8 protein-coding genes are annotated in these 14,281 nt (G+C 48.3%); 4 read left to right on the top strand and 4 right to left on the bottom strand.

Annotated features, from left to right (window positions below; all coding sequences use genetic code 11):
- Position 1 precedes the first annotated feature (1 nt).
- The 4 genes from FTE26_RS13585 to apbC all read right to left on the bottom strand — a co-directional run bounded on the left by FTE26_RS13585 (position 2) and on the right by apbC (position 3,244).
- Positions 2-676 (bottom strand): fimbria/pilus periplasmic chaperone, encoded by a 675-nt coding sequence (locus FTE26_RS13585; protein WP_000677395.1) that lies wholly within the window; start codon positions 674-676, stop codon positions 2-4.
- A 79-nt stretch (positions 677-755) separates the two neighbouring features.
- Entirely contained in the window at positions 756-1,298 is a 543-nt protein-coding gene (locus FTE26_RS13580; protein ID WP_000830468.1) for a fimbrial protein, read from the bottom strand.
- Between the two features lie 292 nt (positions 1,299-1,590).
- Complete coding sequence (locus FTE26_RS13575; RefSeq protein WP_001307891.1) at positions 1,591-1,872, bottom strand: YehE family protein; 282 nt, start codon at positions 1,870-1,872, stop codon at positions 1,591-1,593.
- Between the two features lie 262 nt (positions 1,873-2,134).
- Positions 2,135-3,244: an iron-sulfur cluster carrier protein ApbC gene (apbC, locus tag FTE26_RS13570; RefSeq protein ID WP_001005448.1), complete on the bottom strand. Its 1,110-nt coding sequence runs from the start codon at positions 3,242-3,244 to the stop codon at positions 2,135-2,137.
- A gap of 131 nt (positions 3,245-3,375) precedes the next feature.
- Between apbC and metG the strand changes: the two genes are divergently transcribed.
- The 4 genes from metG to yehK all read left to right on the top strand — a co-directional run bounded on the left by metG (position 3,376) and on the right by yehK (position 13,365).
- Positions 3,376-5,409 (top strand): methionine--tRNA ligase, encoded by a 2,034-nt coding sequence (gene metG / locus FTE26_RS13565; protein ID WP_001295427.1) that lies wholly within the window; start codon positions 3,376-3,378, stop codon positions 5,407-5,409.
- Positions 5,410-5,549: 140 nt separating this feature from the next.
- Positions 5,550-9,344 carry a DUF4132 domain-containing protein gene (locus tag FTE26_RS13560; RefSeq protein ID WP_046464103.1) on the top strand — a complete coding sequence of 1,265 codons (3,795 nt, stop codon included), beginning with the start codon at positions 5,550-5,552 and terminating at the stop codon, positions 9,342-9,344.
- Between the two features lie 9 nt (positions 9,345-9,353).
- On the top strand, positions 9,354-12,986 hold the full coding sequence (gene yehI, locus FTE26_RS13555) for a DUF4132 domain-containing protein YehI (protein WP_046464102.1): 3,633 nt from the start codon (positions 9,354-9,356) through the stop codon (positions 12,984-12,986).
- Positions 12,987-13,047: 61 nt separating this feature from the next.
- The gene (gene yehK / locus FTE26_RS13550) at positions 13,048-13,365 is read left to right on the top strand and encodes a protein YehK (RefSeq protein ID WP_001296834.1); all 318 of its coding nucleotides are present in this window, start codon (positions 13,048-13,050) and stop codon (positions 13,363-13,365) included.
- Positions 13,366-14,281: the final 916 nt, after the last annotated feature.

Raw genomic sequence — 14,281 nt, 5'->3', positions numbered from 1 at the left:
ATTAAATTTTGTCACTAATATAGTTGCCGTGGTCATCGATAATGGTCAGATACCAGTTATTTGCATTATTACTTTTGACATTAACACTCTGACTTTCTAAGGGGGCAATCATTATAGTTTCATAATTGACTTTGACATTATTAGCTTTGACATCCGAAATCGTCACCCAATTAGCTGAGTCATTTTTTATCACCAATCCATTGCCACTGCGATTTACCAGTAACTTTTTAAAGGTCGCTTTATTTACCGGAGCAATACCCGCCGGCCGGTAAAACAATTTGATTCTGTTTTGCATCGCAAACTTCAGTGCATTCTTACCTTCTTGTTCTGGACTATTTGGTGGAATATCCAGAACATTCAGATAAAAAATGCTTTCTTTATTAGTGGGCAGTTTATTCGGCATAATTTTGATTTTTACTTGCTGCCCGGAATTTGCCCCTATTTTTGCAACTGGTGGCGTTAACATGAAAGGAACCTGAATTTTTTCTGGTGGTAACGACGTATCGCCATCATCAATCCACGCCTGCAGCAGCGAAGAACGATTTCCCTGGTTCATCAACTGCACCATAACTTCTTTATTTTCTGCCGGGTAAATAATGCGCGTCCCGTAGATAACAATTCCGGCATGTGCAGGAAGGACCATAGAAAAAATGAGTAAAGATAATAATCCTTTCATTTTAATGCCTCTTAAATTAAAAGGCCGCCATGGGATAGCGGCCATGTTTATTACCTGGAGAAACTTGCAATTTTATTTATTAATCCTGCGCCACACGCATAACCAGAGAAGATAACACATCACCTGATTGCACTGAGTTATCTGTTAGTTTCAGGTATTTTGCTTTAAACGGAATAGCATATTGACCTTCCGCTGTTTTATAACTCTCAATATTAAAAGGTGCAGAAACATCCAGGACATCGCTGTTATCACCTAAATAGAGATAGTAACCCACGGTATCGTTGCTACTGGCTATCGCCTTATCGTTGCCGGTTATTTTGTCGTTGGTAATCAACGAGAGTTTTACACCAGCAACTTCTTTCGGGCAGCTAATTTTTAACATGCTGCTGGTTACACCGACTGCATCATCATAGGTAGAATATTTAGCTTTACCTTCAAAGACAGTGGTTGGTACAGTCGGCATATTAATACTTACTGAATCACCACCCGCTTCGAATTTACACGGAGATTCTGCAATATTTCCTTTAATGGTTAATGTTCCGGTATCAACGTCTGCAGCAAATACTCCAGCGCTCATAAAAAAAGAAGAAAAGACAGCGGCAGCAATAATTGAACGTTTCATAATATGTTCCTTAATAAAATTTATTTTTGGTTGTTAAGAGTCTGTATCTCTTGGAAACAAATTTCTCACATCAAAAAAGTTGCCGCAATGTAAACATATTGTTTTATTGATTTAAAACAAATTAACCAATGCAATATAAATACAACAAATACTTAAGAGTATTAAATATTTATCGCATCTATTAATTAATGTAGATTTATGTAAATGGTATTGTTGATATCAATAAAAAAGCCGAAATCATTTATATAAATGATTTCGGCTTTCTAAATGCAATTAAAATCAGGTTGCCAAATTAATCGTAGCGATTTAACACGATTCGACGTTTGCTATCGCTACCTGCAACAACCACTTCTGTCGTAACACCTTTGACGGGCGAAGAAACCTGATGACGGGTGTCAACATTATACGTTAACTGACCACAATGCTGTTGTGGTTGACTATTAACCATAGCCATACTGCATGTTGGGGGACTGATCCTGCCATTAATCGTTAATGTGGCAGTCTCTGAAGAGAATGCGGGAGAAGCCAATCCATAGGCAAGAAAAATAATTCCTGACAGCCAGTACTTATTCATTGAACGTTATCCCTGTAGTAAAGGTTATGCCTGGATAGAATGAGTGCATAACAAACTATAGCTGTACATCCACTACACAGCCACGAAGGATGATAATGAAGCATTGCCTGTACGATCAATCGACTTTATAGAGTTTCGGACGAAGGTCCGCAGAATATTCGCAGTATTAAATAAGTGTTCATTAATGCGGCAAAAACTAATACACCGCATCAATGTAACATCTCTGCGGTGTATGAAGAATAACCAGAATGGTTAATAGGCGTTAGACCGCGCGGAAGGAAATCTCGCCTGGAATGACTTCACCCTGCCAGTAGAGCTGAGCTGCAACGCGGTCAGCCAGCTGGCGGTAGATAGCGGTAAATTCGCTCTCCGGACGGCTGATAACCGTTGGCGTGCCTTTATCGAGATCCTCACGTAAGGAGATGTGTAACGGCATCTGCCCCAGCAGCTGTGTGTGGTATTTTTCAGCCAGTTTCTCTGCACCACCGGTACCGAAAATCGGTTCATGGTGACCACAGTTACTGCAAATATGCACACTCATGTTCTCGACAATACCAAGCACCGGAACCTCGACTTTCTCGAACATCACAATGCCTTTTTTCGCATCGATCAACGCGATGTCCTGCGGGGTGGTGACCACGACTGCACCAGTTACTGGAATGTTTTGCGCCAGCGTCAATTGAATGTCACCGGTGCCTGGCGGCATATCAAGCACCAGATAGTCGAGATCCGGCCACAAGGTTTCCTGCAACATCTGCATTAACGCCTTGCTCGCCATCGGTCCACGCCACACCATCGCATTGTCGTCAGTGACCAGATAACCAATTGAATTGGTTGCCAGGCCATGAGACATAATCGGTGCCATATGGGTACCGTCCGGCGAAGTTGGACGCTGATTTTCTGCGCCCAGCATGGTGGGAATTGATGGGCCGTAGATATCGGCGTCCAGAATGCCGACTTTCGCCCCTTCCGCCGCCAGTGCCAGCGCCAGGTTTACCGCCGTGGAGGATTTACCCACGCCGCCTTTACCGGAACTGACCGCAATGATGTTCTTCACACCATTAATACCCGGCTGATTCTTCACGCGTTTTAAGGTGGCGATATTGTGCGACAGTTTCCAGTCGATAGCTTTCGCCCCGGTGATACGCAGCAGTTCGGCGCTACATTGCTCTTTTAACTCTTCAAACGCGCTATGCCAGACGAATGGCATAACCAGTTCCACATGCAACGTGTCGTCCATCCAGGCGACATGGTGCAACGCTTTCAGCGTGGTGAGGTTATGCTTCAGGGTTGGGTGCTGAAAATTGGCCAGTGTCCCGGCGACCATTGCGCGCAAGGCTTCTGGTGATTTGGCCTGGGATTGTTCGTTCATCCCGACTCCTTTTTTGTATAGATAAACCATCAGCTGATAGTTTACCTGAAGAATATAGAGAAGTACTTACTTAACATTTTCCCATTTGGTACTATCTAACCCCTTTTCACTATTAAGAAGTAATGCCTACTATGACTCAAGTCGCGAAGAAAATTCTGGTGACGTGCGCACTGCCGTACGCTAACGGCTCAATCCACCTCGGCCATATGCTGGAGCACATCCAGGCTGATGTCTGGGTCCGTTACCAGCGAATGCGCGGCCACGAGGTCAACTTCATCTGCGCCGACGATGCCCACGGTACACCGATCATGCTGAAAGCTCAGCAGCTTGGTATCACCCCGGAGCAGATGATTGGCGAAATGAGTCAGGAGCATCAGACTGATTTCGCAGGCTTTAACATCAGCTATGACAACTATCACTCGACGCACAGCGAAGAGAACCGCCAGTTGTCAGAACTTATCTACTCTCGCCTGAAAGAGAACGGTTTTATTAAAAACCGCACCATCTCTCAGCTGTACGATCCGGAAAAAGGCATGTTCCTGCCGGACCGTTTTGTGAAAGGCACCTGCCCGAAATGTAAATCCCCGGATCAATACGGCGATAACTGCGAAGTCTGCGGCGCGACCTACAGCCCGACTGAATTGATCGAGCCGAAATCGGTGGTTTCTGGCGCTACGCCGGTAATGCGTGATTCTGAACACTTCTTCTTTGATCTGCCCTCTTTCAGCGAAATGTTGCAGGCATGGACCCGCAGCGGTGCGTTGCAGGAGCAGGTGGCAAATAAAATGCAGGAGTGGTTTGAATCCGGCCTGCAACAGTGGGATATCTCCCGCGACGCGCCATACTTTGGTTTTGAAATTCCGAACGCGCCGGGCAAATATTTCTACGTCTGGCTGGACGCACCGATTGGCTACATGGGTTCTTTCAAGAATCTGTGCGACAAGCGCGGCGACAGCGTAAGCTTCGATGAATACTGGAAGAAAGACTCCACCGCCGAGCTGTACCACTTCATCGGTAAAGATATTGTTTACTTCCACAGCCTGTTCTGGCCTGCCATGCTGGAAGGCAGCAACTTCCGCAAGCCGACCAACCTGTTTGTTCATGGCTATGTGACGGTGAACGGCGCAAAGATGTCCAAGTCTCGCGGCACCTTTATTAAAGCCAGCACCTGGCTGAATCATTTTGACGCTGACAGCCTGCGTTACTACTACACTGCGAAACTCTCTTCGCGCATTGATGATATCGATCTCAACCTGGAGGATTTCGTTCAGCGTGTGAATGCCGATATCGTGAACAAAGTGGTTAACCTGGCCTCTCGTAATGCGGGCTTTATCAACAAGCGTTTTGACGGCGTGCTGGCAAGCGAATTGGCTGACCCGCAGTTGTACAAAACCTTCACTGATGCCGCTGAAGTGATTGGTGAAGCGTGGGAAAGCCGCGAATTTGGTAAAGCAGTGCGCGAAATCATGGCGCTGGCTGATCTGGCTAACCGCTATGTCGACGAGCAGGCTCCGTGGGTGGTGGCAAAACAGGAAGGCCGCGATGCCGACCTGCAGGCAATTTGCTCAATGGGCATAAACCTGTTCCGCGTGCTGATGACTTACCTGAAGCCGGTACTGCCGAAACTGACCGAGCGCGCAGAAGCATTCCTCAATACAGAACTGACCTGGGATGGTATCCAGCAACCGCTGCTGGGCCACAAAGTGAATCCGTTCAAAGCGCTGTATAACCGCATCGATATGAAGCAGGTTGAAGCACTGGTGGAAGCGTCTAAAGAAGAAGTGAAAGCAGCTGCCGCGCCAGTTACTGGCCCACTGGCAGATGATCCGATTCAGGAAACCATCACCTTTGACGACTTCGCAAAAGTTGACCTGCGCGTGGCGCTGATCGAAAACGCAGAGTTTGTTGAAGGTTCTGACAAACTGCTGCGCCTGACACTGGATCTCGGCGGTGAAAAACGCAATGTCTTCTCCGGTATTCGTTCTGCCTACCCGGATCCGCAGGCACTGATCGGGCGTCACACCATTATGGTGGCCAACCTGGCACCGCGTAAAATGCGCTTTGGTATCTCCGAAGGCATGGTAATGGCTGCTGGTCCTGGCGGGAAAGATATCTTCCTGTTAAGCCCGGATGCTGGTGCTAAACCAGGCCATCAGGTGAAATAATCCCCCTTTAAGGCGCTGCATCGACAGCGCCTTTTCTTTATAAATTCCTAAAGTTGTTTTCTTGCGATTTTGTCTCTCTCTAACCCGCATAAATACTGGTAGCATCTGCATTCAACTGGATAAAATTACAGGGATGCAGAATGAGACACTTTATCTATCAGGACGAAAAATCACATAAATTCTGGGCAGTTGAGCAACAGGGAAACGAGTTGCATATCAGTTGGGGAAAAGTTGGCACCAAAGGGCAAAGCCAGATAAAAAGTTTTTCAGATGCTGCGGCAGTGGCAAAAGCGGAGCTTAAGCTGATTGCGGAGAAGGTGAAGAAGGGGTATGTGGAGCAAGCGAAGGATAATTCTTTGCAACCTTCCCAAACGGTAACGGGCTCTCTCAAGGTAGCGGACTTATCCACCATTATTCAGGAACAACCCTCTTTCGTAGCAGAAACCCGTGCGCCTGACAAAAATACAGATGCTGTTTTACCGTGGCTGGCGAAAGATATTGCTGTCGTTTTTCCGCCCGAAGTTGTACACACCACGTTAAGTCATCGCCGCTTTCCCGGAGTTCCTGTTCAGCAAGCAGACAAATTGACCCAATTACGTCGCTTAGCCTGTAGTGTGTCGCAACGGGATAATAAAACAGCCACATTTGACTTCAGCGCCTGTTCTTTAGAATGGCAAAACACCGTCGCCCAGGCGATCAGTCAGATCGACGGCCTGAAAACAACACAGCTACCATCACCAGTAATGGCTGTACTCACGGCACTTGAAATGAAATGCACAAGATATAAAGTGCGTGAGGATGTTATGGATCAGATCGTCCAGGAAGGCGGTCTGGAATATGCTACTGATGTAATAATACACCTTCAACAGATTGATATTAAATGGGATTATGCGAATAATGTCATTATTATTCTGCCGTCTGGCATTGCACCTGACTACTTGGAGCAATATTCCAGATTTGAATTACGCCTACGTAAACATTTATCACTGGCGGAAGAGTCTCTCTGGCAAAAATGTGCACAAAAACTTATTGCCGCAATTCCACATATTCCAGAATGGCGGCAACCATTAATTGCTTTGTTATTACCCGAAAAACCAGAAATTGCACATGAAATTGCCCAGCGTCTACTGGGGCAAAAAAAATTACCCTCGCTTGAGTGGTTAAAAATAGTGGCGACTGATGAGCACATTCTTGCCTCATTAGAAAAATATCACGAGCCATATGCCATTTTTGATGATTACTATTGTGGTGCGATATGGTCAGCCACCGTATTACAGGAGCAAGGTGTTGCAGCCCTGCCCCGATTTGCTCCCTATGCCGCAAGTGACTACTGCGCCGATGTGTTGCGTCATATCAATCATCCGTTCGCATTAACACTGCTTATACGTGTAGCCGGGCATACTAAACGCTGTCACGATCGGATGACGAAAGCCTGCGCTGCGTTCCCACATGCAGCAATGGCGGCACTGACGGAACTTCTTGGGCAAAAAGAAGAGAACAGTTGGCGCATTATGCTAATGACAATGCTTATCTCACAACCAGCACTGGCAGAACAGGTCATTCCCTGGCTCTCGACACCCGCAGTTGCCGTACTGAAATCATGCCAGCAACAACTGACACAGCCCTCAAACCATGCCAGCGCCGATCTACTGCCAGCCGTAGTAGTCTCCCCTCCCTGGCTTTCGAAAAAGAAAAAATCGCCGATTCCGGTGCTGGATTTAGCGCCATTAGGCATTGAGCCAATCTGTTATCTGACAGAAGAAATCAGTAATCAACTTTTGGCGAAATATATCTGGTATTCAAAACACATCACGGTTAGCCATGAAGAAAGTACTACCAACCTGTTGGCAAGGATGGGTTTTCAACGACGGATCGCTGGTACATATATTAAAGCTCCCGAAGCGGTAGTTGAGGCATGGCTAAATGAAGATTATTCAACCTTACTAAGTGAATTTAAGGTGTTTCATTCACCTACCGGGCATTATTGGCAGTTGGGGATTTTGACAACATTGCCGCTGGAGAAAGCAGTAAAAGCATGGAATGCCCTTACCCTATCTCCACATACCGATACCGAATACGCCATGTTACATTTTGGACTCAAAGGGTTACCTGGGTTAGTAAACTCACTTGCACGCTATCCACAAGAAGCCTTGCCCATCACGAATTACTTCGCAGCGAGTGAGCTGGCTCCTGCCGTCGCCCGTGCCTTCAACAAACTGAAAACGCTACGCGAAAACGCCCGTAGCTGGCTGTTGAAATACCCGGAACATGCCCTTACCGGCCTGCTGCCTGCGGCGCTCGGCAAAGCCGGTGAAGCACAGGATAACGCCCGCGCTGCCTTGCGTATGCTTACCGAAAACGGTCATCAGCCATTACTGCAAGAAATCGCCCGACGTTATAACCAGCCGGAAGTAACCGATGCGGTGAACGCTCTGCTTGCGCTCGATCCCTTAGATAATCACCCGACAAAAATCCCCACTCTTCCGGCCTTTTATCAGCCATCGCTCTGGACGCGCCCGGTATTAAAAGCAAATGCCCAATCACTGCCAGATAGCGCCCTCCTCCACCTCGGTGAAATGCTCCGCTTCCCTCAGGAAGAGGCTCTGTATCCGGGATTATTGCAGGTGAAAGACGTCTGTTCCGCCGACTCACTGGCGGGATTTGCCTGGGATCTGTTTACCGCCTGGCAGACCGCTGGCGCGCCGTCGAAAGAGAGTTGGGCGTTCACTGCGTTAGGCGTTCTCGGTAACGATGACACCGCCCGCAAACTGACGCCATTAATACGCGCCTGGCCTGGTGAATCCCAGCATAAACGCGCCACCGTTGGGTTGGATATTCTCGCTGCTATCGGTAGTGATATCGCCCTTATGCAGCTTAACGGCATCGCCCAGAAACTGAAATTCAAAGCATTACAGGAGCGGGCAAAAGAAAAAATTGCCGACATTGCCGAGAGCCGCGAACTCACGGTGGCGGAGCTTGAAGATCGGTTAGCACCGGATCTCGGTCTGGATGATAACGGTTCGCTGCTGCTGGATTTTGGCCCACGGCAGTTCACCGTCAGCTTTGATGAAACCTTAAAACCGTTTGTGCGTGATGTTTCCGGCAGCCGCCTGAAAGACCTGCCCAAACCGAACAAAAGCGATGATGAAACGCGGGCGAACGATGCGGTTAACCGCTACAAATTGCTGAAAAAAGATGCGCGTACCATCGCCACCCAGCAGGTAGCAAGGCTGGAATCCGCCATGTGCCTGCGCCGCCGCTGGTCGCTGGAAAACTTCCAGCTCTTCCTGGTTGAGCATCCGCTGGTTCGTCACTTAACCCGCCGTCTGATTTGGGGCGTTTATAGCGCCGAAAACCAGCTACTGGCTTGCTTTCGCGTAGCAGAAGATAACAGCTACAGCACCGCTGACGATGATCTTTTCACCCTGCCGGAAGGCGATATCTCTATCGGCACTCCTCACGTTCTGGAAATATCACCAACGGATGCTGCCGCCTTTGGTCAGCTTTTTGCCGACTACGAACTGCTACCACCGTTCCGCCAGCTCGACCGTAACAGCTACGCCCTGACAGAAGCCGAGCGCAATGCCAGTGAACTGACCCGCTGGGCAGGCAGAAAATGCCCGAGCGGTCGGGTCATGGGACTGGCGAATAAAGGTTGGGTGCGTGGTGAACCGCAGGATGGTGGCTGGATCGGCTGGATGATCAAACCTCTGGGCCGCTGGTCGTTAATCATGGAAATCGATGAAGGCTTTGCAGTTGGTATGTCGCCAGCCGAACTTAGCGCCGAGCAACTCTTAAGCAAGCTGTGGCTATGGGAAGGCAAAGCAGAAAGCTATGGCTGGGGGAGTAATTCAACACAGGAAGCGCAGTTCTCCGTACTCGATGCCATCACCGCCAGCGAGCTGATTAACGATATTGAAGCCCTGTTTGAATAAGGAAAGAGCATGGACAAGGAATTACCGTGGCTGGCGGATAACGCCCAACTGGAACTGAAATATAAAAAAGGCAAAACACCACTCAGCCATCGCAATTGGCCGGGCGAACCAGTGCCTGTTATCACTGAAAGCATCATTCAGACACTGGGTGATGAATTGCTACAAAAAGCTGAGAAGAAAAAAAACATTGTCTGGCGTTATGAGAATTTTTCACTGGAGTGGCAGTCCGCCATTACGCAGGCCATCAACTTGATCGGCGAACACAAACCCTCAATCCCGGCCCAGACAATGGCGGCGCTAGTCTGTATCGCGCAAAATGACAGCCAACAGTTGCTCGACGAAATCGTCCAACAAGAGGGGCTGGAATATGCGACTGAGGTGGTGATTGCACGCCAGTTTATTACACGATGTTATGAGAGTGATCCTCTGGTAGTCACATTGCAGTATCAGAACGAGGACTATGGCTATGGTTATCGCTCAGAAACCTATAACGAATTCGATCTCCGACTGTGTAAGCATCTCTCTCTGGCAGAGGAAAGCTGCTGGCAGCGTTGCGCCGACAAACTCATTGCCACACTGCCAGGAATAACCAAAGTTCGCCGCCCTTTTATTGCGCTGATCCTCCCCGAAAAACCAGAAATCGCCAATGAGTTGGTAAGCCTTGAATGCCCGCGGACTCATTTTCATTCTAAGGAGTGGTTAAAAGTTGTTGCTAATGACCCCACAGCGGTGAGAAAACTCGAACGCTACTGGAGCCAGGATATATTTAGCGATCGAGAAGCCAGCTACATGTCGCATGAAAACCACTTCGGCTACGCGGCCAGCGCCGCCCTTTTGCGCGAACAAGGACTGGCAGCCGTTCCGCGCCTCGCGATATATGCCCATAAAGAAGATTGCGGCAGTCTGCTGGTACAAATTAACCATCCGCAAGTCATCCGCACCTTGCTGTTAGTTGCTGATAAAAACAAACCCAGCCTGCAACGTGTGGCTAAATACAGTAAAAACTTCCCCCATGCGACACTCGCCGCACTGGCAGAACTGCTGGCGTTAAAAGAACCACCAGCCCGCCCAGGTTATCCAATCATCGAAGACAAAAAGCTGCCTGCACAGCAAAAAGCACGCGATGAATACTGGCGTACGCTGTTACAAACGCTGATAGCATCGCAGCCACAACTAGCAGAAAGGGTGATGCCGTGGTTAAGTACTCAAGCCAGGGCAGTGCTGAATAGTTATTTATCGGCACCGCCAAAACCGGTTATTGATAGCACCGATAACAGCAGTCTGCCTGAAATGCTCGTTTCACCACCGTGGCGTAGTAAGAAAAAAATGACAGCTCCACGTCTTGATTTGGCACCGCTCGAATTAACTCCGCAAATTTACTGGCAACCAGGCGAACAAGAGAGGCTTGCCGCCACTGAGTCTGCCCGTTATTTCAGCACGGAATCTCTTGCGGAACGCATGGAACAAAAAAGTGGACGAGTTGTATTACAGGAACTGGGTTTTGGGGATGATGTATGGCTGTTTCTGAATTATATACTCCCCGGAAAACTGGATGCTGCACGCAATTCACTCATTGTTCAGTGGCATTACTACCAGGGGCGGGTTGAAGAGATCCTGAATGGCTGGAACTCCCCGCAAGCACAATTAGCAGAACAGGCGCTCCGCAGCGGTCACATAGAAGCGTTAATTAACATATGGGAAAATGACAACTTCTCACGTTATCGTCCGGAAAAGAGTGTCTGGAACCTGTATTTATTGGCACAGTTGCCGCGTGAGATGGCTTTGACCTTCTGGCTGCGTATCATTGAGAAAAAGCATCTGTTCGCGGGTGAGGACTATTTTCTCAGTATCCTCGGATTGGATGCGCTACCAGGTCTGCTGTTGGCTTTTTCACATCGTCCAAAAGAAACATTTCCGTTAATTTTAAATTTTGGCGCAACAGAACTGGCGCTGCCTGTTGCCCGCGTCTGGCGACGTTTCGCGGCGCAGCGTGATCTGGCTCGCCAGTGGATTTTACAATGGCCGGAACATACGGCTAGTGCACTTATCCCTCTTGTCTTTACCAAACCCAGCGATAATAGCGAAGCCGCATTACTTGCCCTGCGTTTACTGTACGAACAGGGACATGGCGAATTGCTACAAACCGTGGCAAACCGCTGGCAGCGTACAGATGTATGGTCTGCCCTGGAGCAGTTGCTTAAACAGGGTCCAATGGACATTTACCCGGCACGCATTCCAAAAGCCCCTGATTTCTGGCATCCGGCAATGTGGTCCAGGCCTCGACTTATCACTAATAATCAGCCTGTTACCGGTGACGCTCTGGAAATTATCGGCGAAATGCTGCGCTTTACCCAGGGGGGACGTTTTTATAGCGGGCTGGAACAACTGAAAACGTTCTGCCAGCCACAAACGCTGGCAGCTTTTGCCTGGGATCTCTTCACTGCGTGGCAACAAGCTGGTGCCCCCGCAAAAGACAACTGGGCATTTCTGGCGTTAAGTCTCTTTGGTGACGAAAGCACGGCACGGGATCTGACGACACAGATCCTCGCCTGGCCACAAGAAGGCAAATCTGCCCGTGCTGTCAGCGGCCTGAACATCCTTACCCTGATGAATAATGATATGGCGCTGATACAGCTGCATCATATATCGCAACGGGCTAAATCCCGCCCCTTACGTGATAACGCGGCGGAATTTCTTCAGGTGGTCGCAGAAAATCGCGGGCTAAGCCAGGAAGAGCTAGCGGACAGATTAGTCCCAACCCTGGGCCTTGATGATCCGCAGGCGTTGAGTTTTGATTTTGGTCCCCGGCAGTTTACCGTTCGCTTCGATGAAAACCTCAACCCGGTTATCTTTGATCAGCAAAACGTTCGCCAGAAAAGCGTTCCCCGGTTGCGCGCCGATGACGATCAACTGAAAGCGCCCGAGGCACTGGCCCGACTAAAAGGGCTAAAAAAAGATGCTACTCAGGTGAGCAAAAACCTGCTCCCGCGTCTTGAAGCTGCCCTACGTACCACCCGACGCTGGTCGCTGGCAGATTTTCATACTCTGTTTGTTAATCATCCCTTTACCCGCCTGGTTACCCAGCGATTAATATGGGGCGTGTATCCGGCAAATGAACCGCGTTGTTTACTCAAAGCCTTTCGTGTGGCCGCAGAGGGGGAGTTCTGCAATGCGCAAGATGAGCCAATTGACCTGCCTGCGGACGCTCTGATTGGCATTGCCCACCCGTTAGAAATGACAGTAGAAATGCGCAGTGAATTTGCACAGCTTTTTGCCGATTACGAAATTATGCCGCCTTTTCGCCAGTTGTCGCGCCGCACGGTGCTGCTCACACCTGACGAGTCAACCAGTAACAGCCTGACTCGCTGGGAAGGTAAATCCGCTACCGTTGGGCAGCTTATGGGAATGCGATACAAAGGCTGGGAGTCAGGTTATGAGGACGCATTTGTCTATGACCTGGGTGAGTACCGGCTGGTCCTTAAGTTTTCACCCGGTTTTAACCACTACAATGTTGATAGCAAAGCGCTAATGAGCTTCCGTTCTCTTCGAGTGCACCGTGACAATAAATCCGTCACTTTTGCCGAACTTGATGTGTTTGATTTGAGTGAGGCGTTAAGCGCACCTGACGTCATTTTCCATTAAAAACACAGCGGGCAGTGATGCAACTGCCCGTTATCAACACGACTTACCAGCGGGGAAAGCGATGATCGTGCAAAAAGAGCTGGTTGCTATTTACGATTATGAGATCCCTGTACCTGAAAATCCGTTTTCCTTCAGACTTGAGATCCATAAATGCTCTGAATTATTTACAGGTTCCGTCTATCGACTGGAGCGATTCCGGCTACGTCCAACATTTCATCAACGTGATCGAGAAGATGCTGACCCGCTAATAAATGATGCGTTGATTTATATAAGAGATGAGTGTATTGATGAGCGGAAATTACGAGGTGAATCACCTGAAACTGTAATAGCAATTTTTAATCGTGAACTACAGAATATATTCAACCAAGAAATAGAATAATATACTCTAGATAATTAAAGTCGCAGCACATGCAACTTGAAGTATGACGAGTATAGCTTTCTTAAAGGGGGAAACGGTATTCCCCCTTAGATGCGTTTCAATTTGCCCGTTACTTCAACAAATCAATCAACCGTAACAGAGCCACTAATAACTCCAGTACGGCAATGAGCACGGTTAACTTTTGTGTCAGCGTGTCCATCCGCTCTCCTTATTAAGGAGCGCAACACCAGCACCTTACCCTTACACTGCCTGTTGATACTGGTTTACGTATGTTGGTACGAAACGTTGCTCTCCGGATCAGGGCACCGCCTGCGGCACCACCCGTCCGGCAGCCAGGACTTAAAATTGGTCCGATCCGGCACAACCTCCCAACGGGCAGGATTATAAATCTCACTCACTGAATTGCAATGGAGTGTGGATATGGTTATAATTTATTCGTTGGTACGAAATGTTGCACAATCAGCAAGTTAGCGTCACTGTAGTAAATAAAAGAACCTGCCTCACCAGCAGGTTTTTTTATTTTCTGCGATCTACTTTCCAGATATTTTTTGCCAATAGCCCAACATAAATATTCACATCCCGGTCAAATGGTGCGTTGAATATAAAATCGATGAATTTATAAATAAAAATGAGTTATATGATGAATTAATAAAAACAGTAATCATTTTATTAAAGGGGGAAGCGGTTTTCCCCCTTAGATGCGTTTCAATTTGCCCGTTACTTCAACAAATCAATCAACCGTAACAGAGCCACTAATAGCTCCAGTACAGCAATGAGCACGGTTAACTTTTGTGTCAGCGAGTCCATCCGCTCTCCTTATTAAGGAGCGCAACACCAGCACCTTACCCTTACACTGCCTGTCGATACTGGTTTACGTATGTTGGACCACGATGTTGCACTCCGGATCAGGGCACCA

Source organism: Escherichia sp. S10b, assembly GCF_028421345.1.
In the GTDB taxonomy this organism is placed as follows: Bacteria; Pseudomonadota; Gammaproteobacteria; order Enterobacterales; family Enterobacteriaceae; genus ECMA0423.
The sequence above is the reverse complement of the archived record's forward strand: the minus strand, read 5'-3'. Positions and strand labels throughout refer to the sequence as shown.

Excerpts from the sequence above, each read along its gene's own strand:
- metG (WP_001295427.1), top strand. The coding sequence starts at position 3,376 with ATGACTCAAGTCGCGAAGAAAATTCTGGTGACGTGCGCACTGCCGTAC.
- yehI (WP_046464102.1), top strand. The coding sequence starts at position 9,354 with ATGGACAAGGAATTACCGTGGCTGGCGGATAACGCCCAACTGGAACTG.
- FTE26_RS13575 (WP_001307891.1), bottom strand. The coding sequence starts at position 1,872 with ATGAATAAGTACTGGCTGTCAGGAATTATTTTTCTTGCCTATGGATTG.
- yehK (WP_001296834.1), top strand. The coding sequence starts at position 13,048 with ATGATCGTGCAAAAAGAGCTGGTTGCTATTTACGATTATGAGATCCCT.
- FTE26_RS13580 (WP_000830468.1), bottom strand. The coding sequence starts at position 1,298 with ATGAAACGTTCAATTATTGCTGCCGCTGTCTTTTCTTCTTTTTTTATG.
- apbC (WP_001005448.1), bottom strand. The coding sequence starts at position 3,244 with ATGAACGAACAATCCCAGGCCAAATCACCAGAAGCCTTGCGCGCAATG.
- FTE26_RS13585 (WP_000677395.1), bottom strand. The coding sequence starts at position 676 with ATGAAAGGATTATTATCTTTACTCATTTTTTCTATGGTCCTTCCTGCA.
- FTE26_RS13560 (WP_046464103.1), top strand. The coding sequence starts at position 5,550 with ATGAGACACTTTATCTATCAGGACGAAAAATCACATAAATTCTGGGCA.